This window comes from Clostridium algidicarnis DSM 15099, from assembly GCF_002934235.1.
Taxonomy (GTDB): Bacteria; Bacillota; Clostridia; order Clostridiales; family Clostridiaceae; genus Clostridium_L; species Clostridium_L algidicarnis.
In genome coordinates, this window is the sequence record NZ_PTIS01000011.1 from 13,479 (window position 1) to 39,077 (window position 25,599).

Below are 25,599 nucleotides of genomic sequence, written 5' to 3' on the forward strand. Positions count from 1 at the left end.
CTCGTCTTTTAATTTTTAAACAATTCCTTATCAAAATACCTTAAAGGATCTTTATATTGACCCATATAAGAAAGTTCAAAATGAAGGTGGGGAGCTGTAGACTTCCCTGTATTTCCACTTTGACCTATAATATCACCCTTTTCTAACACTTGATCCTTTTCTAAATTATATTCCTTCAAGTGAGCATACTTACTTTCAATGCCATCCCCATGATCAATAGCTACATACTTACCATAAGATTCATCCTCCCCTAATTCCTTAACCTTTCCTTTGTATATAGTTTTAACCTCTGTACCTTCTTTACAGTCTATATCTATTCCTGTATGGTTTTTCTTTTCTCCTGTAAAAGGATCCTTTCTAAGATTAAATTCCGAGGTTATTTCCCCCTTTAAGGGTACCTCAAATTCTTCTTTAATTTTATCTTTTATATTCTCCTTTTTGAAAAGTTTTGACATTACACTTTCACTTTTATCTTCTATTTCTTCTTTTAGTTCCTTTATGTCTATGCTCTTTAAATAATTAATTTTAGTTTTATAATCAAAATCAGTAGATACCATTTCTTTTGAGTATGCATACACAGCTTTTGAATTTGGAGTTTGTATTAATTTACAGGTTAAAATAAATACAAATAAAAAAGCTGTACCTAAAAGATCCCTTATTATCCTTTTCACAAAATACTCACCACTAAATAAAACGGTGTCCTTGCCACCTTCTTTATATTTATTATCATAGCCATTATATCCACTATATTTATTACCATAGCTATTATAAATTGGAGTATCCTTCCTCTTTTTTGAGATCTTTTCATAATAGCTTTCATACTGAGAATTATAATTACTCATAAAAACACTCCTTATCTTTTTCATCTATATAATTATATTTATGAAAACATAGTTTAATGATACAAATATGATTAATAAGAAATAATTATGAAAACATGAAAATATAATAAATATATAAATCTCTTTTTCAAAACAAAAAGAGCATTACATCATATTAAATATGCTGTAATGCTCTTTTAAATTACACTTTATATATCTATTCTGTTTTTTAAAGCTTTAATCATTACCTCTGCTGTTCCAAGATTAGTTGCTACAGGAATACAATGCACATCGCATAATCTTAAAAGGCCAGCTACATCTGGTTCATGTGGTTGTGATGTTAAAGGATCTCTAAAGAAAATAACTAAATCCATATTACCTTCAGCAATTTTAGCTCCTACTTGTTGATCTCCTCCTAAAGGTCCTGACAAAAAACGATGAACTTTTAGATTTAAAATTTCATTTATTAGCCTTCCCGTAGTACCTGTTGCATAAAGATCATGTTCACTAAATACGTCTTTATACCTTTTTACGAAATCTATAATATCATCTTTCATCTTATCATGAGCAATAAGTGCTATTTTCATAACTTTCCCCCCTGTGTTTGTATTTTTTCTATTTAAAGCTTATTATAAATCTTAACTTATACCATATATTACTAATGTCCACTTAAAATAATCCTTAAATATATTACCTATATATAATTTAAAAATTTATTTTCTTTCTTCTCATACCTATATTTAATATTAAACCTATAGCAATATAATTAGTTAATACAGAGCTTCCACCATAGCTCATAAGAGGAAGTGTTATACCTGTAATAGGCATTATACCCACTGCCATACCTATATTTTGAAGTATAGAAAACAAAAATACAGATACTACTCCTACACAAATTACAGATCCAAATATGTCCTTTGACGTTCTAGCTATATTAATAGCCCTATAAATTATTATTCCATATAAAAATAACAGAAATACTGCACCAACAAATCCCCACTGTTCGCCAAGAGCTGCAAATATAAAATCTGTATGAGCTTCTGGTACAAACTGTGAAACGTAGCTACTTGAGGCAGTTTTAATACCCATACCTGTGCCAAGTATTCCTCCAGATCCTATACCTATTTTAGATCTAGTAGCCTGAAGGCCAGCTCCAAGGGCATCTGACTCAGGACTTAAAAATGAAATAAGTCTTCTTTTCCAATAAGCTTTCATAAGGCTAGAATTCCAAAGTATAGCAATGGATGCTGCAATTCCCATAATACCGCCTAATATTACTTTTATATTTAAACCCATGGTGAAAAATATACCAAGTACAATAAAAAAACAAACCATGGCCATACCCATATCTGGCTGAACCACAATAAGTAGCATAGGAATTAATGCATAAAAGCATAATGTAAAAAAGTTCTTAACATCATTTATATTTCCGTCCATTTCATCTAACTTTTTAGCTAACATCATTATCATACCAAGCTTTGCAAATTCAGCAGGTTGAATAGCTCTATTTCCAAGTGATATCCATCCTTGTGCGCCATTTACAGTACTTCCGATTATTCTAGTTAATAAAAGCATAGATACAGATCCCCAATAAATAATTGAAGTGAAATTTTTTATTAATGTATAATCTATTAATAATATTATGTAAGTAGTTATAAGCCCGAGTACTAGCCATATAAGTTGAAGCTTTAGATAGTATATACCTACTTTCCCTCTTGTAACTGTATATATATTTAAGGCTCCATATAATAATACTATGATAGATCCTATTAAAATTCCAAAATCTAGTTCCTTTATATATTTATAATCTAATTTTAATTTTTTTAGCATAATGTACCTCCACAATAATGAATTATGTTTTAGTATAACATAATTTCATATTTAATTGCAGAACCCTTAAAAGTTTTTAGTAAATTTACCTTTGCTTTAATTTTTTGATTGGTATATTGGCAATTAGCGCCGGAGAGTTACCTTCAGATTCTGATGTCCTTGTAAGAGCTATTTCCACATCTGATGAATCTATCTCTACATATTTAGTTATAACTTCTAATATTTCACTTTTTATCATATCTAAAAGTTGTGGTGAAAGATCCCCTCTATCATGAATAAGTATAAGCTTTAACCTATCCTTTGCTACTTCTTTTGAAGAAGGCTTACTTGAAAATAACTTTGAAAAAAACTCCATCTTATAACCCCCCTACCTCTTTTTAAAAAGATTCTTTAGTGCACTTAAAAAACCTGATTGCTCTACATCTAAATTTAATAGTGGAACTTCTTCCCCTATTATTCTTTTTGCTATATTTATAAAAGCCTTACCTGCAATAGCTTTTTCATCAAGAACTATAGGTTCACCCTTGTTTGTAGATATAGTTATACTTCTATCATCAGGCACTACCCCGAGTAATCTTATAGACAACGTATCTACAATATCATCAATATCAAGCATATTACCATTTTTCGTCATCTCATAGTTTAATCTATTTACTATTACCTCGTGATTTTCTAAGCCTTTAGAATCAAGCTTACCAATAACTCTATCTGCATCTCTTACTGAAGTTATTTCAGGATTAACTATTATTATAGCCCTATCTGCTCCTACAACTGAATTTTCAAAGCCTTGCTCTATTCCTGCTGGGCTATCTATTATTACATAATCAAATTCTTCTTTTAATTCATTTACAAGATTTAGCATTTGTTCTGGCTTAATATCTCCCTTATCTCGCGTTTGTGCTGTAGGAAGTAAAAACAAATTAGGGAATCTTTTATCTTTTATAAGAGCTTGTTTTAGTCTACATCTATCTTCTAAAATATCTAGTATTGTAAAGACAATTCTATTTTCTAATCCCATCAGAACATCTAGATTCCTAAGTCCAGTGTCTCCATCAATTACTACTACTCTCTTACCCATAGATGCTAATGCTGTTCCTATGTTTGCTGTGGTAGTGGTTTTTCCCACTCCACCTTTTCCTGAAGTTATTACTATAGCTTCTCCCATATTCCAAAACCTCCAAATATATGTATCTCAAATTTTTAAATAAATATTTTAATACTAGTTTAATGCTAATCTTATAAAAGTCAGTAATTATATGTATTTATTTACTACGTAAGGTTCTACTATTATTGATCCTTCTTTTATTTTAGCCACTTCTGGATATTCAGGCTTAAGTGAATCTTCTGGGGCTCTTGTAATTATACTTGCTATTTGAAGTATTTCCGGTTGAAGATTAAAGGCAACTATTATTGCTCTTTCATTTCCAGTTATACCTGCTCTTACTTGTCCCCTTAAATTACCCATTACTATAACATTTCCCTCTGCATGAATTTCAGACCCAGGATTTACGTCCCCTATTATGACTATATTCCCTGAATATCTAATTATTTGACCACTTCTTACAGTTTTTCTAATAAATTTAGTTCTTCCTTCATAAATACCTGAAAATACCTTGCTCGCTTTTTCTTCTTTATCTTCAAAAATACAATCTTTTATAAGTACTTCTTCAAAAAGGATTTCTTTTAGCTTTTTAGCTTGATTTTCATTTATAAGTCTTATATCCGTTGTAATCTTAAGTGTACATCCTTTATAAAACTTTTTACCTTTAGATAACTTTTCTATTAAAGACTCCAACATATCATCAAAATCTTTAAAGTTATCCATATTTATTATAGCATTCAAGCCTTCTTTATTTCCTTTTATTACTATATTATCTCTGTTCATATAAGCCCTCCAATAGACCTCATAACATTAATATGTACTATTTCCACATAAGTTAACTAAAATCCTTCTCATTTATAATAAAAAGTTTTATAAAACTAGAACTTACCATCATAATTAATATATTTAAAAAAGAGGATAAATAGCCTTCTATTTTTAAATTTTATAAGACCTTATCCTCAACTACAATCATAAATATAAAATATTAAATTTTAAAATAAGAAAATAATTATTTTTCTTTATCTAATTCTAATAAGGACTTTGATTCTTTTAATGTGTAATCGTACATAAATGTATAGTTTGGTCTTTCTGCTAATATTCTATCTCTAAAGTATTCTTCATAAACAGCTTTTACTACATCTGCTCCATAATATCCATGTCCTCCATCATATACAATTACGGTTACGGCTATTTCTGGTTTATCAAATGGAGCAAAACCTACATAAACTCCATAAGCTGAGCGACCTACCTTTTCTTGCTCTCCATTAGCTCTATAAGTTGCAGTACCGGTTTTACCTCCAGTAACTATTGGGAAATCTCTAAATACAGATGTAGCTGTTCCAGTTTCATCAACTTTTCTCATACCTTCTTTTATTGTAGCAACTGTACTTTCTTTAAGATTTAACTCTTCAGTTACTTGTGGCTTAGTCTCTTCTAATACCTTTCCGTCACTATCAGTAATTTTATCTATAAGGGTTGTCTTGTACCTAGTTCCTCCGTTTACTAATGTTGCAATTGCATTATTAAGTTGAAGAGGTGTAAAAGAACTCATTCCTTGACCTATAGATGCATTAATTACTTCTGCTCCTGTTGTAAGCTCTCCTCTTTTATCATAATATATAAAAGATGTTATAGATACAACCATAGCTTCTATATCTGTATCTTTATATTGATTTTTTTCTTCCTCTGGAAGTTTTGAAATATAATCGTTTATAGCTTTTGTCATTTCTGGTTTAAACTTTGACATAAGCGAAGAAACTTCTGATAGTTTATAATCTTTAAGAAGTTCATCTTTAACTAATTTTTTTATAACTTCCTTTGATTCTGCTACATCTTTTGTATCTTCATCATTTTTTCTTATAGGAAGTGGTTTAAACACATTTCCTCTTGAAGACCTTCCACTTTCTAGTATTTCAACTAAAGGCTCTGCTGAAAGGGAGGATACTAAGTTTTTAAAAGATTCATAGTTATAAACCTGACCTCTAGTGTCTTCTGCTATCTCTATGCCTGTGGTAGATTTTGTTTTGCTTTTAGGATCTTTTCCAAGTCCAAACTTCCAAGAATATTCTGCAAGACCATCTAATCCAAACTCTTTGTATAATCTATATCCAATTTCATAAAAATAATAGTTACAAGATACAGCCAAAGCTTCTTGTAGGTCTATATTTCCATGAGATCCTCCTCTTTCAGAATATATCTCACAAGCTCCAGTATAATTTTTAAGGTCTTCATGTTTATTAAATATCCCTTGGTCTAGTATTTTTGTATCAACATCTATTACTCCAGACTCCAGTCCTGCAGCTGCTGTAAAAGGTTTATATGTAGATCCCGGTGGCACAGCACCCATAGTAGCATAGTTGTATGTAGCCTTAGGATATATATCATAAGGATCATTACGTCTTTTATCTTTAGGATTCTTTTTATCCACTAGTGGAAATAGTTCATCTAGTGTCACACTAAGACCTCGATCTTTAATATATTGATTACCGAATTCCTCTAAATCAGGAGCAAAATACTTTTTAACTATTTCAGGACTTATTCTTCCTGGTAGAGCCATGTCATTAGGATTAAATCCTGGATTACTTACCATAGCTAAAACCTTGCCATTATTAACATCTTGTACTATAACCGCTGCCCTTGTGGCATTTGCCGTATTAAGACCATATTCACGATGCATATTAGCTCTCAAAAATTTCATCTTATCTTCTAATGCTTGTTCTGCAACATTTTGAAGGTTTTTATCTAAACTTAGTTGAATATTTTGTCCTGGAACAGATTCCAATTTAAATAATTCATCTGTTTTTCTACCATAATTATTAACTTTAACCGTATTTCCACCTTTAGAACCTTTAAGTCTATCTTCAAATGCAGATTCTATACCAGCTTTCCCTATTAAATCCGAGGATACATCATATCCTCTTTCCTCATATTTGTCCTTTTGTCCTCCTTCTATAGACCCAACATATCCTATTACAGAAGATGCAAACTCTCCATAAGGATAAAATCGTATAGGCTCAACTCCAACATCAACCCCCGGCAATTGACTTAGTTTTTGTAAAAATACAAAGGAGGAGTCTTTTTTTATATTTGTAGCTAAAGTTATAGGCTTAAAGCCTGAGAACTTTTGCATCTTAATAGCATCTTTTACTACAATATATTTTCTTATTATTTCAATAGGATATCTTTCTATAAGTAATTCTGTTATCTCTTTACCAGACTTTTGTTTTAATAAAACTTTTTCTTCTTCTTTAGTATATCCTAAAAGCTTATATATCTCGTAATCTTTATCCTTTACTAAATCATAGAACATTTCTTCTGGGGTAACATTTAAAAGTTCATTGTCTATTTCTTTAGTCTGTTCTATTGTAAGTTCACTTTTTTGATTTGGATATAACTTATTTTGTACATTAAAGTCAAAACCTCTATCTTTTTTGAATCGCATTTCTAGTGCCCTTATTGTTTCTTCATCACTAGTATTAAATTCAAGTCTAAAAGGTTCTACCTTTAAAGCAAATGTATCTTGAAGTTCTTCTTCATTTTCATCTAACATTGTAAATACGTTAGACATAGTTTGGAAGAAATCTTTTTTGCTTTCTTCGGTCTCGATAAAAGTTAATATATAACTTTGAACACTAGTTGCAAGTTTTGTACCATCATTTGAAAGAATCTGTCCTCTCGGTGCAGATTCAGACAATAGCCTAACAGATTGATTGTTAGCTTGTTCTTTATTATCCTCATATTTTATAATCTGCAAATAAGCAAGTCTTGATAAAAGACCTGAAAATATAATTACCATTACAAGCGTTAAGGATGTGTATCTATTAATTTGTTTTTTATTTTTCATATAATCACCCAACTTTTTCAAAAATTCCTAGAGTTTTTCATGTAGGGCTTTAAGCTAAAGTTATATATCTTCTTATAAACAAATATAGTGATAATCATGTTATATAAGGCTACAAAAGGTATGTTAAAATAATTTATCCTTATATTTAAGGTAAATAAAATTACAAACATAATAATCCCTTTTAATATGGATAATATAAAAATAGATATAACGGGTGCAAATGACTTCTCTTTAAATATATTTTCACCAATTTTAGCCCCTATCAAGCATATACACATATTGGAAAGAGCATTTATTCCAAAACCATTGAAAAAATATATATCTTGCAATAGTCCAGCAAAAACCCCAATTAAAATAGCCTCATAATATCCATTTATTATAGAATAACTTAATGCAAAAATTATAAGTAAACTTGGATATACTCCCTTAATAGCTAAAAAAGGCATAAAAGTATTATCTATAATAAAAAGAAGTAAACTTATAAGTATTAATATAACTCTTTTCATATAATCACCCTTAATATTTTATATTGTTGTTTTCACTGTTAGCTGGTACCACTAAGTATAATTCTTCCAACTTATTAAAATCTACATAAGGCTCAATAATAGCAGTCTTACCCATTTTAGCCTTATCCTCTTTAATTGAAAGTACTACACCTATTTTTATTTCCTTTGGGTAACTATCTCCAGATGCTGATGTAAGTATAACATCCCCTTCTTTTATTTCAGAGTTTGCATCAATATATTCTAGCCTTGCTACTACTTTGTTGTTATCTCTATAACCTTTAACCACACCTGTAGTCTCTCTAGTGCTCTCAACTAACGCCCCTACTGCAACATTTTCACTTGTAATTGGTTGTATTGTAGACCAACTATTAGTAACGTCAGTAACTTGGCCTACAAGTCCTTTTGGATCTATAGCAACCATACCCACCTTAACTCCATTTTTTAAGCCTTTATCAATAGTAAAGCTCTCCAGTATACTTCCTCCGGCTTTGTTTATTATATTAGCGCCAATATAGTTGTACTCTTCTCTTTGGCTTTTAAAGTCTAACATTTCTCTTAATCTTTGATTTTCATTTTTTAAAGAGTCATATTCAATGGACTTAGATGAAAGTTCACTGTTTTTCTTCTTTAACTCTGTATTCTCATTTTTAACATCTGAAAAATTAAAAACAAAGTTCAAAAATCCTTTAACGTTGTCATTTATACCATAAAATACCTTTTGAACTGGATTTAAAGTAACTCCTACAGCATTACTCACTTTATCTTTTCCCTGTTTTTTTGATGTGTAGCCTATTATAACTAAAAATGTAACTGACAGCACTATTACAGTTACTGCCAGTTTGTTTTTAAAAAGCTTCATTCATTATCACCTTTTACTTATTTTATCAAAATTATCTAAAGCTTTTCCTGCTCCTAAGGCCACACAATCTAGTGGTGATTCGGATATGTGAACAGGGATATGTGTTTCTTTGCTTATAAGTTCGTCTATGCCTCTAAGTAAAGCACCTCCGCCTGTAAGCATTATACCTTTATCCATTATATCTGCTGCAAGTTCTGGTGGTGTTTTTTCTAATGTAGTTTTAATGGACTCTATTATTAAGGCAATAGGCTCTCTTAATGCATCTCTTATTTGTTCTTCTGATATTTCTATGGTCTTTGGAAGTCCTGTCATTATATCTCTTCCTTTAATCTCCATCTTTCTTTCTTCTTCTTCTTCACTTTTAAATGCTGAACCAAGTTCCATTTTAATGTTTTCAGAAGTTCTCTCACCTATAGTAAGGTTATGGCCCTTCTTTATGTAACTAACAATGGCATGGTCTAATTCATCTCCAGCAACTCTTAATGACTTGCTTGTTACAATACCACCTAAGGATATTATAGCAATCTCTGTGGTACCGCCTCCAATGTCTACTATCATACTTCCTGTTGGTTCATCAACTGGAAGTCCAGCTCCTATAGCAGCTGCCATAGGTTCTTCCATAAGTAGCACTTCTCTTGCTCCCGCTTGCTTTGTAGCTTCTTCAATAGCTCTTCTTTCAACTTCTGTAACCCCTGATGGAAAGCACACTATTATTCTTGGGCTAGTAAAAGATGATTTTGATGTTACCTTTTCTATAAAGGTCTTTAGCATTGTTTGAGTTATATCAAAATCTGCAATAACCCCATCTTTCATAGGTCTTATAGCAGTTATATTTCCTGGTGTTCTACCTATCATTTGTTTTGCCTCTGCGCCTACAGCTAAAGTCTTTTTACTAGTAGTGTTTATAGCTACTACAGAAGGTTCTCTAAGTAATATCCCCTTCCCTTTTACGTATACTAAGGTATTAGCTGTGCCTAAGTCTATTCCCATGTCCTTGCTGCTCCCAAATAATCCCATTGTTGTTCTCCCTTCAAATCTATATTATTCCCTTTTCTTTTAAACTAAGATAATTTTCTTTACCAATTATTATATGATCTAACAAATCAATACCTAATATTTTCCCGCATTCTTTTAATCTTTTGGTTATATTAATGTCTTCTATACTAGGAGTAACATCTCCTGAAGGATGATTATGACACACAATAATAGCAGCACTACTTTTTTTAATGGCATAAGAGAATACCTCTCTTGGATGAACTATGGAAGAATTTAAACTACCTATAGATACTGTATCTACACCTATTACTATATTTTTAGTGTTAAGATATATTACCTTTAAAACTTCTTTATTTAAACTTCCCATATCTCTCATTAATAAGTCTGCTACATCCTTTGGCGTCTTTATCTTATATTCAGTGCCAGAACTGTAACTGTGAAATCTTTTAGATAATTCAACTAAGGCTAAAATTTGTGATGCCTTTGCTTCTTTTATTCCACTTATACTCATTAAGTCTTCTGATGAGCTATTTAATATTCCTTGAACACCATCACATTCTTTAATTACTCTACTTGAGAGTTGAAGCACATTTTCTTTAGATGTTCCTGTTCTTAGTATTATAGCTAAAAGCTCTGAGTTTGAAAGACTAATAGCCCCATATCTTAAAAGTCTTTCTTGAGGTCTTTCATTCTTTGGTAAATCCATGATTTTTAGACTATCTTTCATAAAGATTCTCCTTAAATTAGATTTACCCCATCCCCTGAATAAAATATGCAATTTATAAGAGCTAACTTTTTAGATTATGGCCTGCTTTAGCATATAATTTAATTTGTTTATAGGCAGTCCTACTATATTATAATAGCAGCCCTTTATTTCCTCAACAAATAAACCACCATAACCTTGTATTCCATAAGCACCTGCTTTATCAAAAGGCTCACCTGTTTTTATGTATGCTCTTATGTCATCTTTTGTAATATTTGAAAATTTCACCTCAGTACACACACTTTCTTCGAAAATCTTGTTATCGCATTTCCGTATAAGCGTTATGCCAGAATACACCTTATGGATGCCTCCACTTAATTTTTCTAACATATTAAAAGCTTCATTTTCATCCTTAGGTTTTCCTAAAACTTCACCATTAAAAGCTACAATAGTATCACATCCTATTATTATAGCATCATCTATACAATTGTTTGCTACAGATGTGGCCTTTCCTTTAGATAAAGATTTTACGTATTCTTCAAAGTTTCCTTCAAATTCTATACTACTCTCATCAAAATCACTAACTATGATTTTGAAATCTTTTGTAATTCTCTTTAAAAGTTCATGCCGTCTTTCTGAAGCAGATGCTAAAATTATATTCAAATAAACACTTCCTATCAGTTTAGTACCTTCTATATAGTATTATAGCCAATATTACACCAACTATAGACATAATATTGAAATTAAAATTCATACCGAAAGTAATCTCCACAATTTTCAAGTTTAAATGTATCGGGTTTGTCAATCCAATATTATATACGATTTTAAAAACATCAAGTGACTTTAAATTATTTGAAATAAAGTCTCCTAGAAAGTTTCCTAAAATCCCTCCAATAAATATGACAAGTATAAATAGTCCCCTACTTTTCTTTACACTTTTCACCATTATTCACCACCCATTTATACATACTATATAGTTTATCATTTATAAAATTCTTAAACAAGTAGCTTTATATTATTTTAGAAAAAATTAATATATTTTTTATACTTTTAATTTAAAAACAACTAAATAAAGTAGCTTTATACTCTAAAAGCTACTTTATTGGTGTTTTAAAACATATACTTACTTATTTTGTATAAGTTTTTTATAAAATATATATATATATTCATAATATTTATTTAAGTCCTCTTTTTTTATTTCCTCTGGCAATTCCAAAGTAAAGTTTTTTATTTCTTCTAAAAGCTCATTTTGACTTCCTTTTGTTTTAATAGGTTCTAATTCATTTGTCCATTTCTTTATTTCCTCTGTCTTAATAGACATTACTTCTTTTTCCCTTAATTTAGAAAACACTTTGATATTAGCACTGATTATTTCAGCTATTTCATTACTTTCATTATTACTTTTATCTATATCCAAAAGTATTCTTGCTATATCAATTCCCTTCTCTTTTATATCCTTTACAATATTTGTAGCTTCCTCTTCTTCAAATATACCTATTATCACTCTTTGCTTGCCCTCATCCTCTATTATAAAAGATTCATATCCAAGTTCTGATAGCTTCTTTTTGTTTTCTGTAGCATTTTCTACTTTACTAAAGACTCCGGTTTGAACTAAATAAAAGCTTAATTTACTATTTTCCGCCTTTTTATTTTCATTTATTATATTTACTTCATTAGGATCCTTTTTCAAGCTTGATTTATCTTTTATTAATAGCTTTGATATTACACTTCCGAAAGCTAGTGATAATAAAAACACTCCACAAATAAAAAACAGTATGAAATAATTTAAAGGTTTTTTCTTTTTATAATTATATCTTGTGTATTTCATATTTTCCTCCTTTATAATAATGCTACTATAATAAATACTATTTATAAAAGAGTATATTTATTCTAGAAATTATGAAAATATAATTTATATAATACTTTCTTTAAACTTTTTAATTTTCTTTAGTTCTTTTTTAAAATAATCATATCTTTTGTTTTATTACCCCTATCAAAAAAATCTTTAACTATTCTCATTTCTTTAAAGCCTAGATTCTTCCAAAACCTTATTCCATCATAATTATCTTTTATTGTAACTGAGCAAATCTCATCTATATTCATTTTTTCTTTACTGTATTCTATTAATTTAGTAATTATTTTAGTTCCAATACCTTTATTTCTATGCTTTTTATCTATTAAAAAATACCATATTATAAATTGATTTATATCTTTAAATTCAAATCTTCCTTTAAAGATACCTATTATTTTTTTATCTTTAGTTATTTTAAAGAAAATTTCATTTTCACTTATATAATATTCTAAAAATCTTTCTAACATTTCTTCAAAAGTTATTCCTTTATTCTCAAAATCCTTATCCATATCCTTTTGAGAATTTAGCCATTGTCTAACATCTATCAGATCTTCTTTATTAATATCGCTTATAACAACATCATCTATAGCCGTTTTAAAATTAAACATACATTTCGCTGATAACATTTATACAAAAGAATATACATCTTTCAATGTATATTTCGCTAAATATTATGCAACCATTCACCTCCTTAAAATACCTATAATAATATTAATTCTACAAAAATATAGATTTACCTTTATATAACTTTTATATAAAGGTAGTTTTAAGTACTTAATCTTAATATTCCTTACTTATATATTTACTTTTATTTAATATAGTATAGTACAACATTTTATTTATAAATTTAATATGTTATTATAGTAGGTAATATTAATAAGGGGTGTGAGACTATGATTGAAATTAGTAACAGTAAAAAATATTCAAATATTTTAATATTTAAATTTCAAAACTACAATCTAGATTATCCTGAAAATATAAAAGAAATATTAAGCTTTTCAAAAAATACTGGTAATTATAAAGAAATTGAATGTATAAATACACTTGGAAAAAGTAGTTATGACAATATTTATATAGTAGGTCTTGGACTTACTGAGGAATATAATAATTCAAAACTTTTCCATGGTCTAGGTAACTTTATTTTAAATTTTAAAAACAAACTTGAAAATATAGATATATTAGATAATTTCACTGAAGATGTAGGATACACCTTAGGGGAATCCATTGCATTATCTCTTTATAAATATGAAGGTATAAAATCCAAAAGCCACACTATTAAATTATCTAATATTAATTTAATTTCAGATTTTGAGTCTTCCATAATTAAGGGTTATGAAGTTGGTACTTCAATTAATCTTTCAAGAAATCTTTCTAATATGCCTTCTAATATTGTTACCCCTAAATATTTGGTGACAACTTCTCAAAGCATAGCAAAAAAACACAACCTTGATATAGAAATAATAGATAAGTTTAAATTAGAACAAATGGGCATGGGTGGCATACTTTCAGTAGCTAAAGGAAGTACAAATGACCCAAGTCTTATAGTTATGCAATATTTAGGTGACAAAGATAGTAAAGATATATTTGCTATCGTCGGTAAAGGTGTTACCTTCGATGCTGGTGGTATAACTTTAAAACCTGGTAAGGGCATGGAGAAAATGATTTATGATATGGTAGGGGGCTCTATAGCTATTGGGCTTATGGATGCCATAGGAAAGATTAAGCCTAAGAAAAATATTATGGCTTTAATACCTGTTGTTGAAAATATGCCTTCTAGTAAAGCCTTTAAACCTGGTGATGTTATAACAACTTACAGCGGTAAAACTGTAGAAATAATATCTACGGACGCCGAAGGAAGAATGGTGCTTTGTGATGCTATAACTTATGCTAAAGAATTAGGCGCGAATTTTATAATTGATATTGCAACGCTTACAGGTTCTTGTGCTAATTTTTTAGGTGACACAAATTTAGGTCTTTTTACAAATTCTAACGAACTTGCCTTTACACTTACAAAGTCTGGAAGAGAAGTAGATGAATATCTATGGAGATTCCCAAGTAACGAAGAATACTTAGATCAATTAAAAACAGCTAATGCTGATATAAAAAACAGTGGAACAAATTGCGGTGCTATTGTAGCTAGTAAGTTTTTAGAGTACTTTGCTGAAGATGTATCCTTTGCCCACTTAGATATAGCTGGCTTTATGTATAATACCAAAACTACAGGTGCCTATGATAAAGGCGCTACTTGTATTCCTTTTAGAACTTTGTTAAACTTTTTGACTAAAGAATAATAGGGGTTGATTAATTTGCTTACTATGAAAAACGTAACTTATAAGGATAAGGATAAAAATAATATAATAATAGATAATTTTAGTCTGAATGTAAATGAAAAAGATTATATATCAATAGTTGGACCTTCAGGTAGTGGAAAGAGCACTATTTTAAAATTATTTAGTCATCTTATATCTCAAAGTTCAGGAACTATTGAATTTAAAGGTAAAGATTACCTAGACTATTCCCCTTATGAATTAAGACGACAGATAACTTATTGTTTCCAAAACCCTGTACTTTTTGGTGATACAGTAATGGATAATTTAAAATTTCCTTACACTACAAGGAAGAAAACACTAGACAAAGATAGAATCAAATACCTTCTCAAAATATTTGATCTCCCATATTCAATATTAGACAAGGATATTCATAAACTTTCCGGTGGAGAAAAACAACGAATAGCACTTATTAGGGGCATCTTGTTTAAGCCAGAAGTTTTACTTTTAGATGAGGTAACCTCTGCCCTAGATGCAGAAAATACGAAAATAGTTGAATCTGTTATAAATAAATTAAACTCAGAGGGTATGACTATACTTTGGGTAACACACAATATGGAACAAAGTAAAAAGTATGCTAATAAACTTCTTTCCGTGGAAGGTGGTAAATTAAAAAATTTAGAGGTGATAAGATGAATGCGGAAAATACGTTAAATATTTACTCGCTTTTAATAGCTTCTTCTTTAGTACTTGTATCTATATTTATATCACATTCGCAAAAACTCAAATTAGAAAAAGAGATAATAATAGGTGTTATTAGAGCTGTAATTCAATTAACATTAGTAGGTTATGTTTTAAACTATGTGTTTGGTCTTAAAAGTTATGCTTTTACAACTTTATTAATGTTATTTATGATATTTAATGCATCCATGAATGCTAGAAAAAGAGGCAGTAACATCCATAATGTCTTGCTTATCTCTTTTGTTTCCATAGGAGCTGGTACTATTATAACCTTAGGTGTTTTAGTATTATCTAAATCTATAAAATATGAGCCTTACTCTGTAATCCCTGTATCAGGAATGGTTATAGGTAATGCCATGGTAGCTATCGGTCTTTGTTATAAACAATTAAATGTTAACTTTAAAAATTATAGGGATGAAATCGAAACTAAACTATCATTAGGTGCAGAAATATTACCATCCTCTATGCACATTATAAGGGATGCTATGAAAACAGGTATGATACCAACTATAGATTCTACTAAAACTCTTGGAATAGTTTCTCTTCCTGGTATGATGACTGGTCTTATACTAGCTGGGACTCCTCCAATTGAAGCTATAAAGTTTCAAATAATGGTTACATTCATGTTACTTGCAACAACTTCAATTTCTGCATTCTTAGCTTGTTTTATGTCCTACAGATCATTTTTTAACAAGCGAAAACAATTATCTCTATAAAAAAAGTACTGTCTTTCATTTTTGAAGACAGTACTTTTTTTATATAACTATATCTAAATAAAATATCATGAAGTTCTATTTCTTTTAAGATAGCTTGTTTATATCTTTACTTTTATTAAAAGCCAAGGTAGATAACAATGTGGCTGATAAAATTATTAAAGAAGGGACAATAAACTTAGCTGAGAGTGGATTTAATATGTTTTCTCCCATATATGAATAACATATAGTCTCTGGTATAACACCTAATACGGATGCTAGTATAAAGGCTTTATATGTTATTTTTGTAAGTCCGCTAGTGTAGCTTAATGGATCATAGGGTAGCACAGGTGGAAGTCTTAACAGAAACAATATCTTAAATCCATCTTTCTCCATATTGTTATTAAAATTTAATGCTCGCCCTTTCAATATCTTGTCTACAAAATCTTTTCCTAAAAATCTTGAAAGATAAAAAGCTAGTGTACCTGATAAGAAAAACCCAATCATATTTACCATAAAGCCTTTAACTGGACCAAATACTATTCCAGCTGCAATAGAAAACATAGCTGACGGCAATACCAAAACTAATGGCTTTAGAGCAAATATTAATATAAAACAAACAAACGCATATTTACCATAACTTCTAACATAATTAATAAAGTTTCCGAGGCAAATAAATTGTCTTAGCCTATTTCTATTAATAAACACAAAAATTAAAAAAGCCACTATAAATAATCCTATCAATAACCGTTCTCTATTTTTTTTATTCATATTAATTCTACCTCTTCATTTTTAAACTTCTTTATCATATTATCACATTAACATAAAAAAAATACAAATATATTTTAAAAATAATAAATATATTTTTGTTGCAAATTAAAACTTAGTATTTAAGTGGATGTTTATCCATTTTAAATACTAAGCATTTTTTAAATTATATTATTATGATTAAAGTATTTACTTTAATCATGTATGGAATCTACCATTGTACTTCTACGCTTTTATAGGATTATTTTGTATATTCCTTAATATATTGCATATTTTATTAACATTATAATTGTATACTATATTTTCTTCTTCTATAATAAATGACTCTTTTAAAAGCTTAATATCCTTCAATTCTATCTCATAGGTAGAATTGAAAATCTCTTCATAGCTTTTTCTATTATCACTATTTAATATTAATAAATCTTCTTGCATGGTACTCATCATTTCAAAATAAATATATAATTTCTTGGTTTCTTTCATAAATTCCTTATAATCATCTATTAGCTCTAATCCTTCGGTTATAGAAGAAACCTCTTCATCGTGCATCTTTATGCTACTTTCCAAAGCATCTATATAGTGTTTAAATTCATTTAAATTAAACTCTATAGGATTTAATATTGCACTTTTACATAAATTAAATAATTCATCTTTTAAACTTTTATAAGATATAACTACATTTTCATGTATCTTAGGAGGTGCAATAGTGTAATTAACTACTAAAGATACAACTATACCTATTATCGTATCCAAGGTTCTATATATACTATATTCCAAAGGACTTCTTCCATTTAAGCTTATAAATATAACACAAAATACAGTACAAGATGTTGCGATGGATTTGTCCCATTTGAAATAGTTACATATAGTTATTATTATAACTATTCCAATACCTACAAGCAATATATTGCCTGGAGCTATGAGGGACATTACAAGCCCTACCAAAGCTCCTACAATAGTTCCTTTTATTCTGTTTAATCCTGATTTATATGAATTAGATACACTGCTACCCATAGTTATAATAGCCGCAATACAAGCATAAAGTGCATTGTTTATTGGGAATACTCTAGAAATAAGAATGCATATAGAAACTGATAAGGCAGTTTTTATAGTTCTCATGCCTATTTTCATAGATTACCACCGCCATTAATTTTTATTATCTTTCTTCTCCTACTACAATAGGGTTCTCATCGTAGCTTATCCAATCACTCCAACTACCTCCATAAAGTTTAGCTTTAATACCTAGTTCATCTAAAATCATTACACTTACAGAACCTGTAATCCCAGATCCACAATGTACTATTATAGTTTCCTTTTCCTTTAAGCCCTTTAATAATTCCTTTAATTCCTCTTTTGGCTTAACCTTAAAATCATTAAAATTATCTTTCCAAAAATAGTTTTTAGCCCCTGGGATATGCCCTGCTTTTTTATCCACTGGTTCACCATCCCCTAAATACCTTTCTTCTTCTCTAACATCCATTATAAAAACAGTATCTAGATTATCTTTTACATATTGTATATCACAATACATATCATCTTTTATATTTAAGGATAAATTTCCTACAGTTCTATCACTATTAATAGTTTGTTTTTGTTCTAACGGAAGATTTCTATCTTTCCATGCCTTTATGCCTTCTTCTAATATATATACATTTTCTTTTCCAATATACTTAAATATCCACCAAAGTCTTGATGCTGCAGCTAAATCTCCATCATCATATATTATAACATCTATATCATCATCTACAAACTTTTTATTCATATCTTTTGTGAAGTTTTTTAAATTTGGAAGAGGGTGTCTTCCTCCATGCTCTTTGACTTCTCCTGTTAATTCAGTTTCTAAATCTACATACATAGCTCCCTTTATGTGTCCTTCATTAAATGCCTTTTTACCATATTCTTTATCACTTAAATTAAATCTACAATCTAAAAGCACAAATTCTTTATCATCCTTTATCTTTAAGAAGTCCTCGAGTTTCATTAAATTTTTCATAGTGCGCCTCCCTCTTTTTATTAAAATACTTTATCATATTATATCATAACCATATATTATATCATAACCATAATATATAAAAAAGAGATATAAAAGTGCTTGCTTTTACACATCTCTACTTTTTCATAGTAATTATAATCATTAATATATTATTAGCTAAAAAGCCTTCAAATATGTTAATTTGAAGGCTTTTAATATATTTATTTATTAACTTTTTTTAGAAATTTTAAAGTAAAGATTCTCCCTCTTCCCAGTTAGCTGGACACATCCCACCAGTTTGAAGTGCTTTTAACACTCTAATTGTTTCATCTACGTTTCTGCCTACATTAAGGTCATGAACTACTTGATATTTTACTTCTCCATCTGGATCTATTATAAATAGACCTCTTAATGAAATAGCTTCTTCTTCTACAAATACTCCGTAATCTTTAGCTACTCCATATTTTTTATCAGAAGCCATTGGGAAGTTAATTTGTCCAAGTCCTCCATTAGCTTTATCTTGTTTTATCCAAGCTTGATGAGAATATTCACTATCACAACTTACAGTTAAAAGTTCCGCTCCAAGCTTCTTAAAATCTTCAGCCCTATCACTAAAAGCAGTTATTTCTGTTGGACACACAAAAGTGAAATCTAGTGGATAGAAGAACATAACTAGCCATTTTCCTTTGTAATCCTCTGATTTGATTTCTAAAAAGTCGCTTCCGTCACCCTTTACTGCATTCATTTTAAAACAAGGTGCTGGTTTACCTACTAATCTTTCCATTATAAAATCCTCCTTTAATATGTTTATTTTAATATTTTTGTTTGTTTTTAATGTTTTTATTATATTTAAGTTTTTAATTAAATTTTAGATCTGTTAATTATTATTTAAAGCAGCATCTACTGCATACTTATTAAATCCTAGTATTATTTCTCCATTTATATCAAGTACAGGTACCGATTGCTGACCTGACTTTTCTATCATTTCTTGTCTTTTTTCTTTATCTTCTCCTACATTGATATCTTCATACTCAATATTTTTCATATCAAAGTAGCTTTTTGCCTTTTTACAATAAGGACAATTTGGAGTAGTGTATATTTTAACCATTACTTTTCCTCCTTTTGTTTACTATATATCTTTCAGCCATAAGAGCTGCAACTGTACCATCTGCATTAGCTGTTGTAAGTTGCCTAAATAGCTTTTCTCTTACATCTCCTGCAACAAAAACTCCTTCTACATTTGTTTCTGTAGTTTCTCCTGCTTTTATATAGCCCCACTTGTCTATATTAACTTGATCTTCAAACATCTTTGTTTTTGGTATCATTCCAATATAAACAAAAATGCCATCAGTTTTAATTTTACTTGTCTTTTTAGTTTTTAAATTTTCTACTAATACCTCTTCTAGTTTGTCCTCACCATATGCATGTCTTATTTCAGAATCCCAAACCATAGTTACCTTTGGATGGTTTAATACTTCGTATTGTAAATTTTTTTCTGCTTGAAGATTATCAAATTGATGAACTATAGTTATGGTTTTAGCGTACCTTGATAAAAATAGTGCACCTTCTATGGCTGAATTTCCTCCACCCACAACAATGATATCCTTATCTTCATACATTTCTCCATCGCATAGCTCACAGTGGTGAATTCCATTTCCATGGTAGGTTGCTTCTTCCTTTATAGGTAGAGGTCTATACTGAGATCCTGTAGCAATTATTACTGTTTCTGGTTTATAAATAAAACTATCAGTTTCTATAATCTTTTCATTATCTTTAAGACTCACCCTTAATATATTATCAAATTCATCTATGGTAGCCCCTGCATTTAGTGCCTGCTCATAAAACTTATCTACAAGTTCTTGACCACTTATAAATTTAAAGCCAGGATAGTTTTCAACAGAATATGTAGATCTTATTTGGCCTCCTATAAGTTCATCTTCAAGGACTATAAAGTTTAGTTTCATTCTAGCCGCATATATTGCAGCTGTAAGTCCTGCTGGTCCTGATCCTATTATTACTAAGTCTATATATTTTTCTTCTTTATTCATCCGCAACACCACTTTACTTTTATTGTTGTAATGACTACTAACTAATAATTATTATTGTTTGGTATGTATTTATAATAGTCCATCCACATTATTTTGTCAAGCTTCAAACTATAAATTTATAATATTTGTTTATCTTTTTTGTCCACATTTTTATATAATTAATTAAAATTTCTTAAAAATATATAAAGCTAAATTTCAAATATGTTTTTTTAAAATTTAGCTTTATTAATTAATCTTTAAATAATTTTAAATATTCCCCATAACCTTCACTTTCAAGATCCTCTTTAGGAATGAATCTTAAAGCTGCACTGTTTATACAATATCTAAGTCCACCCTTTTCTATTGGTCCATCTGTAAACACGTGACCTAAATGCGAATCTGCCTCTTTACTTCTTACTTCAATTCTATTCATACCGTGGCTTAAATCTTTCTCTTCCTTCACATATCCTTCTTCTAATGGTTTTGAAAAGCTAGGCCAACCACAACTAGACTTAAATTTATCAAAAGAAGTAAAAAGGGGCTCTCCAGAAACTATATCCACATATATGCCTTCCTCTTCATGATTAAAAAATTTATTCCTAAATGCTGGCTCTGTTCCATTTTCTTGCGTTACTTTATATTCTGTAGAGGATAATTCCTTTAATATTTTATCTTTATCATCTTTTAAAAACTTATTTGTCATAAATCATTCTCCTTTTTTATATCTATTTTTGAATATTCTGATTTATTGAATGTAAATAAAAAAAGAGGTTTAAAAACCTCTTCTTACTTATAATTTCATTTGTATTTATAATCCGAAATACCGTTGCCCTAATTTTGACACCTATCTATCCGATAGGTGGGTGTCCTCAATATTGTTTCAAAAACCTTGCCTAGGTGAATGTCATACATTAGGACTTATAAGTCAAATTCACAATTATATTTTAAACTCCCGTTTTAATGATGTAGGTTCAAAATAAGAGCTTCACAAATACCTCAGATTGATCTTGGTTTAAATATATCACTTATGAACATTTCAGTCAATATCTTTTTTTAGATTTACCTTTGCTTTATTTTTCATCCATTCCCTTAATATTATCATCTATAAACTTTTCTGCTAATTTTTTATACATATTTGAGGTGTTTATTAGCGAAATTATCATGAATAAAGATGTAAGATAATCTCTATCCTTTTCCTCAAAATTACTTTTTACTATGTTAGAACTTATTATTTCTAACTTTTTATATAAATCTTCATTTACTAAAAGTGTTTCTTCCTTTTTTATATTTAAAAATATATCATAAAAATCTTTAATAGGTATACTTTCTTTTTTGTCTTCTAATTTTTCAATTAATGGAGTCAGCGTCTTTTTAATATCTCCTATTGCTAAACTTTGTTTTAAATTATATATTAATATTAGTAAAATTATATGTTCTCTACTATATTTTTTGTTCTTAACCCCCATTAAAAGCTTATCTTTAACGTAATTATTTATCATGGTTTTAGTTAAAATCTTATCTTTTTCGTTTCTTTTATATCCTTTGAGGCTGTTTTCAAATATACTAATAACTTGATCCATATAAAGATCTATTGATGGTATATCTTGAAATTTAACCTCTTCTTCAAAATTCATACTATTAAGTAGTTTATCTAAACTCTCTTTATCCACAATTCTACTCCAATCTATGAAAACTACATAGTTTAAAAATTAAAACTATTTGAATTCATATTCATGTTTTATATTTTATATGTTATTAGTATTTTCTATAAAATGCAAGTCATATATAATTTTAATATTTTTATTTTTAAATACATTATTTCACTTTACATTTGTATATAATCAGTTGTATAATATTCATATAGCATTACATAGTTTCCATAACTAAGTATACTAGTATCGATTCTAAGGAGTGGTGTGAATGGATAAAAAATTTAGAGATCCAATAAGTGGTTTTAGTCACTTATTTGGAGCAATAGTCTCTTTGGTGGGATTAATTGCAATGATTATTAAGTATGCAAGGGTTGGATATTCAAGCAACCTCGTGCTAGTTTCTTCTATAATATTTGGATTAAGTCTTATTTTTCTATATACTGCAAGCTCAGTATACCATCTCGTAATAGCTTCAGATGGAGTTACAAAAGTTTTGAGAAAACTTGATCATTCTATGATATTTGTTTTAATAGCTGGCACTTACACACCTATATGTTTAATAGCTCTTCAAGGGTATTGGAGATGGGGAGTTTTTATATCAATTTGGTCTTTAGCTATACTTGGAGTTTTATTAAAAATATTTTGGTTTAATAGCCCAAGAATGCTTTCTACAGCCTTTTATATATTTATGGGTTGGATCTTAGTCGCAGCACTTAGACCTTTATCTAAGGTACTTCCTATAGAAGCGTTTGTATGGCTATTTGTAGGTGGAGTGTTTTATACTATAGGCGGCATTATCTATGCTCTAAAAGCACCTAATATATCTAAAAAGTTCGGGTTTCATGAACTATTTCATATATTTGTTTTACTAGGAAGCTTTAGTCACTTTATATTAGTATATAATTATATAATGTAACTTAATTATCGTATTATTGGAACTTAAAAATCTCGATACATCAATTAGATATCATTCCAAGTTAACGTATTGATATTTATAATAAATTTAAAACCGTAAGTATTATCAAAATATTGATAATACTTACGGTTTATTTTGGTGCGAAAGACGGGACTTGAACCCGTACAGTTTCCCACACGCACCTCAAGCGTGCGCGTCTGCCATTCCGCCACTCTCGCGCATTCATTTACTTATCATATTATATCAGCATTAATTAATATAATCAATAATGTTTTTTAAACATTATTGATTATATTAAATTTAAATTCAATTTTAGTCTACTTTTAATCATAAAACTTGTATACTATTATAATTAAATGTATTAGTGTATTTTCTATATAGCTTATCTACCTTTTAAGATAAAAGCATGGTATCACTTAGATCATTGCTAGAGGCCACATTTTTAAATTCTTCAATAAGATCATTTACTTGAAGTTTTAATTTAAAATCTTCTTCTAAGTCTTTTACTATAGCTCCCTTATGCATTAATATTAGTCTATTTCCAAAGGTTATTGCATGACTTAAATTATGGGTTACCATAATAGTTGTAATACCTTTATCTTTAACTATATTTTCAGTAATATTTATTATATTTTCTGAAGTATTAGGATCTAATGCTGCTGTATGTTCATCTAATAAAAGTACATCAGGGCTCACCATAGTTGCCATTAGTAGTGACAAAGCTTGCCTTTGCCCCCCTGAAAGGCTTCCAACCTTTGTATGTAGTTTGTTTTCAAGACCCATATTTAATATAGAAAGTTCATCTTTAAAGTGTTTTTCTGTATCTTTTTTTATGCAAAATTTAAGACCAAAACTCTTGCCTTTATTATTACATATAGATAAATTCTCCATTATGCTCATAGAAGGTGATGTACCCTTAGCTGGATCTTGGTATACCCTACCTATAAATTTAGATCTTTTATAATTTTCATAATGGGTTATATTTTCTTCATTTAAGCTTATTGTACCCTTATCTGATATTATATTTCCTGAAATCAAATTCAATAAAGTAGATTTACCTGCCCCATTACTTCCAACTACTGATACAAAATCCCCCTTTTTTATATCCAGATTAAAATCTTCAAATATACTGATTTCATTTATGCTTCCTTTATTAAAACTTTTACTTATAGACTTTAAACTAAGCATTTTTTTCTCCTCCTACCATTACAAGTCCCTTAATGTTTTTAAAGATGCTCTTATTATTTAAACTTATTGCTATTACTACTATAAATGCTGTTATAAGCTTTAAATCTGTTGGTGGTAGTCCCATTTTAAGTACTAATCCAATACTTAATTTATACATTATTGATCCAACTATTACCTTAGTTGTAGCTGTTATCTTACTTTCTTTTTTAAGAAATGATTGTCCCATTATTATAGAGGCTAAAGCCATAACTACAGTTCCATTTCCCATAGAAATATCTGAAAATCTTTGATATTGTGCCATTATAGCTCCTGAAAAAGCAACTATTCCATTAGATATCATAAGAGCTAATATCCTTACTTTAGAACTGTTTATTCCAAGGGAAGTTATTAAAGTTTCATTGTCTCCAGCACCTTTTATTGCATATCCTATATGAGTTTTAAAAAATAAATCTAACATAACTTTTGTAATAACTACAAACATAGTAATTATTATTAAAGGACTTTTATCTAAAAATATATTTTTATTATTAAATATAGCTACGTTTGCCTTTCCCATTATTCTTAAATTTATTGAATATAATCCTATCATTACAAGTATTCCTGATAAAAGATTAGTTATTTTTAGTCTTTCATGAAGTGCTCCTGTAATAAGTCCTGCTAAAGCTCCCGCTATTATTGAAGCTAGAAGTGTTATAAACGGATTTATACCTTTAAATATCATAATAGTTGATACTGAAGCTCCTAGTGTGAAGGTACCATCTACCGAAAGATCTGGAAAGTCTAATATAGTATAAGTTATATAAACTCCTAATGCTGCTATACCAAATATAAATCCTTGTTCTAAAATGCTAATTAAAAACTCCATA

Annotated in this window: 29 protein-coding genes, 1 tRNA gene and 1 other RNA gene; 4 read left to right on the top strand and 27 right to left on the bottom strand. The window is 29.1% G+C overall.

The genetic code is table 11. The features are described 5' to 3' along the window. Positions 1-8: 8 nt before the first annotated feature. From BD821_RS08470 to BD821_RS08540, 15 genes are all read right to left on the bottom strand, one after another. A complete protein-coding gene (locus BD821_RS08470) occupies positions 9-842 on the bottom strand; it encodes a M23 family metallopeptidase (protein ID WP_169994074.1) in 834 nt (277 codons plus the stop codon). Between the two features lie 188 nt (positions 843-1,030). Next, on the bottom strand, positions 1,031-1,408 hold the full coding sequence (gene mgsA, locus BD821_RS08475) for a methylglyoxal synthase (protein WP_029450796.1): 378 nt from the start codon (positions 1,406-1,408) through the stop codon (positions 1,031-1,033). A 118-nt stretch (positions 1,409-1,526) separates the two neighbouring features. After that, positions 1,527-2,651 carry a rod shape-determining protein RodA gene (gene rodA, locus BD821_RS08480; protein WP_104410106.1) on the bottom strand — a complete coding sequence of 375 codons (1,125 nt, stop codon included), beginning with the start codon at positions 2,649-2,651 and terminating at the stop codon, positions 1,527-1,529. 85 nt (positions 2,652-2,736) lie between these two features. Further along, a complete protein-coding gene (gene minE / locus BD821_RS08485) occupies positions 2,737-3,006 on the bottom strand; it encodes a cell division topological specificity factor MinE (RefSeq protein ID WP_029450799.1) in 270 nt (89 codons plus the stop codon). A gap of 12 nt (positions 3,007-3,018) precedes the next feature. Then, complete coding sequence (gene minD / locus BD821_RS08490) at positions 3,019-3,816, bottom strand: septum site-determining protein MinD (RefSeq protein ID WP_104410107.1); 798 nt, start codon at positions 3,814-3,816, stop codon at positions 3,019-3,021. An 87-nt stretch (positions 3,817-3,903) separates the two neighbouring features. After that, the gene (gene minC / locus BD821_RS08495) at positions 3,904-4,536 is read right to left on the bottom strand and encodes a septum site-determining protein MinC (protein ID WP_104410108.1); all 633 of its coding nucleotides are present in this window, start codon (positions 4,534-4,536) and stop codon (positions 3,904-3,906) included. A gap of 226 nt (positions 4,537-4,762) precedes the next feature. Next, positions 4,763-7,597 (bottom strand): penicillin-binding transpeptidase domain-containing protein, encoded by a 2,835-nt coding sequence (locus BD821_RS08500; protein ID WP_104410109.1) that lies wholly within the window; start codon positions 7,595-7,597, stop codon positions 4,763-4,765. A 17-nt stretch (positions 7,598-7,614) separates the two neighbouring features. After that, a complete protein-coding gene (gene mreD / locus BD821_RS08505) occupies positions 7,615-8,103 on the bottom strand; it encodes a rod shape-determining protein MreD (RefSeq protein WP_104410110.1) in 489 nt (162 codons plus the stop codon). 10 nt (positions 8,104-8,113) lie between these two features. Then, positions 8,114-8,962, bottom strand: coding sequence for a rod shape-determining protein MreC (mreC, locus tag BD821_RS08510; protein ID WP_029450807.1), 849 nt, complete (start codon positions 8,960-8,962; stop codon positions 8,114-8,116). A gap of 6 nt (positions 8,963-8,968) precedes the next feature. Next, positions 8,969-9,979, bottom strand: coding sequence for a rod shape-determining protein (locus tag BD821_RS08515; protein WP_029450809.1), 1,011 nt, complete (start codon positions 9,977-9,979; stop codon positions 8,969-8,971). A gap of 19 nt (positions 9,980-9,998) precedes the next feature. Beyond that, positions 9,999-10,685, bottom strand: coding sequence for a RadC family protein (radC, locus tag BD821_RS08520; RefSeq protein ID WP_104410111.1), 687 nt, complete (start codon positions 10,683-10,685; stop codon positions 9,999-10,001). A gap of 69 nt (positions 10,686-10,754) precedes the next feature. Beyond that, a complete protein-coding gene (locus BD821_RS08525; protein ID WP_104410112.1) occupies positions 10,755-11,324 on the bottom strand; it encodes a Maf-like protein in 570 nt (189 codons plus the stop codon). 19 nt (positions 11,325-11,343) lie between these two features. Beyond that, on the bottom strand, positions 11,344-11,604 hold the full coding sequence (locus BD821_RS08530) for a DUF4321 domain-containing protein (protein ID WP_104410165.1): 261 nt from the start codon (positions 11,602-11,604) through the stop codon (positions 11,344-11,346). Positions 11,605-11,784: 180 nt separating this feature from the next. Continuing rightward, complete coding sequence (locus BD821_RS08535; RefSeq protein ID WP_104410113.1) at positions 11,785-12,489, bottom strand: SPOR domain-containing protein; 705 nt, start codon at positions 12,487-12,489, stop codon at positions 11,785-11,787. Positions 12,490-12,608: 119 nt separating this feature from the next. Next, positions 12,609-13,121: a GNAT family N-acetyltransferase gene (locus BD821_RS08540; protein WP_169994077.1), complete on the bottom strand. Its 513-nt coding sequence runs from the start codon at positions 13,119-13,121 to the stop codon at positions 12,609-12,611. 285 nt (positions 13,122-13,406) lie between these two features. On the opposite strand from BD821_RS08540, the gene BD821_RS08545 reads away from it, so the two are divergent. From BD821_RS08545 to BD821_RS08555, 3 genes are read left to right on the top strand one after another with little or no spacing between them, the layout of a single operon-like run. After that, entirely contained in the window at positions 13,407-14,804 is a 1,398-nt protein-coding gene (locus BD821_RS08545; protein ID WP_104410115.1) for a M17 family metallopeptidase, read from the top strand. Between the two features lie 9 nt (positions 14,805-14,813). After that, positions 14,814-15,476, top strand: coding sequence for an ABC transporter ATP-binding protein (locus tag BD821_RS08550; protein ID WP_242971484.1), 663 nt, complete (start codon positions 14,814-14,816; stop codon positions 15,474-15,476). Continuing rightward, positions 15,473-16,237, top strand: coding sequence for an ABC transporter permease (locus tag BD821_RS08555; protein WP_104410116.1), 765 nt, complete (start codon positions 15,473-15,475; stop codon positions 16,235-16,237). Before BD821_RS08550 ends, BD821_RS08555 begins: the two co-directional genes overlap by 4 nt. Positions 16,238-16,321: 84 nt before the next feature. Here BD821_RS08555 and BD821_RS08560 read toward each other — a convergent pair whose 3' ends face one another. The 9 genes from BD821_RS08560 to BD821_RS08600 all read right to left on the bottom strand — a co-directional run bounded on the left by BD821_RS08560 (position 16,322) and on the right by BD821_RS08600 (position 22,647). Next, positions 16,322-16,984 carry a TVP38/TMEM64 family protein gene (locus tag BD821_RS08560; RefSeq protein WP_104410117.1) on the bottom strand — a complete coding sequence of 221 codons (663 nt, stop codon included), beginning with the start codon at positions 16,982-16,984 and terminating at the stop codon, positions 16,322-16,324. A 222-nt stretch (positions 16,985-17,206) separates the two neighbouring features. Beyond that, on the bottom strand, positions 17,207-18,109 hold the full coding sequence (locus tag BD821_RS08565) for an FUSC family protein (protein WP_104410118.1): 903 nt from the start codon (positions 18,107-18,109) through the stop codon (positions 17,207-17,209). A 25-nt stretch (positions 18,110-18,134) separates the two neighbouring features. After that, positions 18,135-18,971 (bottom strand): sulfurtransferase, encoded by an 837-nt coding sequence (locus BD821_RS08570; RefSeq protein ID WP_104410119.1) that lies wholly within the window; start codon positions 18,969-18,971, stop codon positions 18,135-18,137. A gap of 226 nt (positions 18,972-19,197) precedes the next feature. Further along, positions 19,198-19,734: a peroxiredoxin gene (locus tag BD821_RS08575; RefSeq protein WP_029450822.1), complete on the bottom strand. Its 537-nt coding sequence runs from the start codon at positions 19,732-19,734 to the stop codon at positions 19,198-19,200. A 93-nt stretch (positions 19,735-19,827) separates the two neighbouring features. Beyond that, positions 19,828-20,058 carry a glutaredoxin family protein gene (locus tag BD821_RS08580; protein WP_029450823.1) on the bottom strand — a complete coding sequence of 77 codons (231 nt, stop codon included), beginning with the start codon at positions 20,056-20,058 and terminating at the stop codon, positions 19,828-19,830. Then, positions 20,051-20,998 carry an NAD(P)/FAD-dependent oxidoreductase gene (locus BD821_RS08585; RefSeq protein WP_104410120.1) on the bottom strand — a complete coding sequence of 316 codons (948 nt, stop codon included), beginning with the start codon at positions 20,996-20,998 and terminating at the stop codon, positions 20,051-20,053. Before BD821_RS08585 ends, BD821_RS08580 begins: the two co-directional genes overlap by 8 nt. A gap of 229 nt (positions 20,999-21,227) precedes the next feature. Next, a complete protein-coding gene (gene msrB / locus BD821_RS08590) occupies positions 21,228-21,680 on the bottom strand; it encodes a peptide-methionine (R)-S-oxide reductase MsrB (RefSeq protein ID WP_104410121.1) in 453 nt (150 codons plus the stop codon). 105 nt (positions 21,681-21,785) lie between these two features. Next, positions 21,786-21,983: non-coding RNA, 6S RNA (gene ssrS, locus BD821_RS08595), on the bottom strand. A 64-nt stretch (positions 21,984-22,047) separates the two neighbouring features. Continuing rightward, the gene (locus BD821_RS08600) at positions 22,048-22,647 is read right to left on the bottom strand and encodes a DUF1836 domain-containing protein (protein WP_104410122.1); all 600 of its coding nucleotides are present in this window, start codon (positions 22,645-22,647) and stop codon (positions 22,048-22,050) included. Between the two features lie 250 nt (positions 22,648-22,897). On the opposite strand from BD821_RS08600, the gene trhA reads away from it, so the two are divergent. Next, positions 22,898-23,545, top strand: coding sequence for a PAQR family membrane homeostasis protein TrhA (gene trhA / locus BD821_RS08605; protein WP_104410123.1), 648 nt, complete (start codon positions 22,898-22,900; stop codon positions 23,543-23,545). 136 nt (positions 23,546-23,681) lie between these two features. On the opposite strand, the gene BD821_RS08610 is transcribed toward trhA, so the two are convergent. From BD821_RS08610 to BD821_RS08620, 3 genes are all read right to left on the bottom strand, one after another. Beyond that, positions 23,682-23,763 (bottom strand) — tRNA-Leu (locus tag BD821_RS08610). A 175-nt stretch (positions 23,764-23,938) separates the two neighbouring features. Further along, the gene (locus BD821_RS08615) at positions 23,939-24,733 is read right to left on the bottom strand and encodes an ABC transporter ATP-binding protein (protein WP_104410124.1); all 795 of its coding nucleotides are present in this window, start codon (positions 24,731-24,733) and stop codon (positions 23,939-23,941) included. After that, a complete protein-coding gene (locus tag BD821_RS08620) occupies positions 24,726-25,598 on the bottom strand; it encodes an ABC transporter permease (RefSeq protein ID WP_104410125.1) in 873 nt (290 codons plus the stop codon). Before BD821_RS08620 ends, BD821_RS08615 begins: the two co-directional genes overlap by 8 nt. Between the last annotated feature and the right edge of the window lies 1 nt (position 25,599).

Excerpts from the sequence above, each read along its gene's own strand:
- BD821_RS08470 (WP_169994074.1), bottom strand. The coding sequence starts at position 842 with ATGAGTAATTATAATTCTCAGTATGAAAGCTATTATGAAAAGATCTCA.
- mgsA (WP_029450796.1), bottom strand. The coding sequence starts at position 1,408 with ATGAAAATAGCACTTATTGCTCATGATAAGATGAAAGATGATATTATA.
- rodA (WP_104410106.1), bottom strand. The coding sequence starts at position 2,651 with ATGCTAAAAAAATTAAAATTAGATTATAAATATATAAAGGAACTAGAT.
- minE (WP_029450799.1), bottom strand. The coding sequence starts at position 3,006 with ATGGAGTTTTTTTCAAAGTTATTTTCAAGTAAGCCTTCTTCAAAAGAA.
- minD (WP_104410107.1), bottom strand. The coding sequence starts at position 3,816 with ATGGGAGAAGCTATAGTAATAACTTCAGGAAAAGGTGGAGTGGGAAAA.
- minC (WP_104410108.1), bottom strand. The coding sequence starts at position 4,536 with ATGAACAGAGATAATATAGTAATAAAAGGAAATAAAGAAGGCTTGAAT.
- BD821_RS08500 (WP_104410109.1), bottom strand. The coding sequence starts at position 7,597 with ATGAAAAATAAAAAACAAATTAATAGATACACATCCTTAACGCTTGTA.
- mreD (WP_104410110.1), bottom strand. The coding sequence starts at position 8,103 with ATGAAAAGAGTTATATTAATACTTATAAGTTTACTTCTTTTTATTATA.
- mreC (WP_029450807.1), bottom strand. The coding sequence starts at position 8,962 with ATGAAGCTTTTTAAAAACAAACTGGCAGTAACTGTAATAGTGCTGTCA.
- BD821_RS08515 (WP_029450809.1), bottom strand. The coding sequence starts at position 9,979 with ATGGGATTATTTGGGAGCAGCAAGGACATGGGAATAGACTTAGGCACA.
- radC (WP_104410111.1), bottom strand. The coding sequence starts at position 10,685 with ATGAAAGATAGTCTAAAAATCATGGATTTACCAAAGAATGAAAGACCT.
- BD821_RS08535 (WP_104410113.1), bottom strand. The coding sequence starts at position 12,489 with ATGAAATACACAAGATATAATTATAAAAAGAAAAAACCTTTAAATTAT.
- BD821_RS08540 (WP_169994077.1), bottom strand. The coding sequence starts at position 13,121 with ATGTTTAATTTTAAAACGGCTATAGATGATGTTGTTATAAGCGATATT.
- BD821_RS08545 (WP_104410115.1), top strand. The coding sequence starts at position 13,407 with ATGATTGAAATTAGTAACAGTAAAAAATATTCAAATATTTTAATATTT.
- BD821_RS08555 (WP_104410116.1), top strand. The coding sequence starts at position 15,473 with ATGAATGCGGAAAATACGTTAAATATTTACTCGCTTTTAATAGCTTCT.
- BD821_RS08560 (WP_104410117.1), bottom strand. The coding sequence starts at position 16,984 with ATGAATAAAAAAAATAGAGAACGGTTATTGATAGGATTATTTATAGTG.
- BD821_RS08565 (WP_104410118.1), bottom strand. The coding sequence starts at position 18,109 with ATGAAAATAGGCATGAGAACTATAAAAACTGCCTTATCAGTTTCTATA.
- BD821_RS08570 (WP_104410119.1), bottom strand. The coding sequence starts at position 18,971 with ATGAAAAATTTAATGAAACTCGAGGACTTCTTAAAGATAAAGGATGAT.
- BD821_RS08575 (WP_029450822.1), bottom strand. The coding sequence starts at position 19,734 with ATGGAAAGATTAGTAGGTAAACCAGCACCTTGTTTTAAAATGAATGCA.
- BD821_RS08580 (WP_029450823.1), bottom strand. The coding sequence starts at position 20,058 with ATGGTTAAAATATACACTACTCCAAATTGTCCTTATTGTAAAAAGGCA.
- BD821_RS08585 (WP_104410120.1), bottom strand. The coding sequence starts at position 20,998 with ATGAATAAAGAAGAAAAATATATAGACTTAGTAATAATAGGATCAGGA.
- msrB (WP_104410121.1), bottom strand. The coding sequence starts at position 21,680 with ATGACAAATAAGTTTTTAAAAGATGATAAAGATAAAATATTAAAGGAA.
- trhA (WP_104410123.1), top strand. The coding sequence starts at position 22,898 with ATGGATAAAAAATTTAGAGATCCAATAAGTGGTTTTAGTCACTTATTT.
- BD821_RS08615 (WP_104410124.1), bottom strand. The coding sequence starts at position 24,733 with ATGCTTAGTTTAAAGTCTATAAGTAAAAGTTTTAATAAAGGAAGCATA.
- BD821_RS08620 (WP_104410125.1), bottom strand. The coding sequence starts at position 25,598 with ATGGAGTTTTTAATTAGCATTTTAGAACAAGGATTTATATTTGGTATA.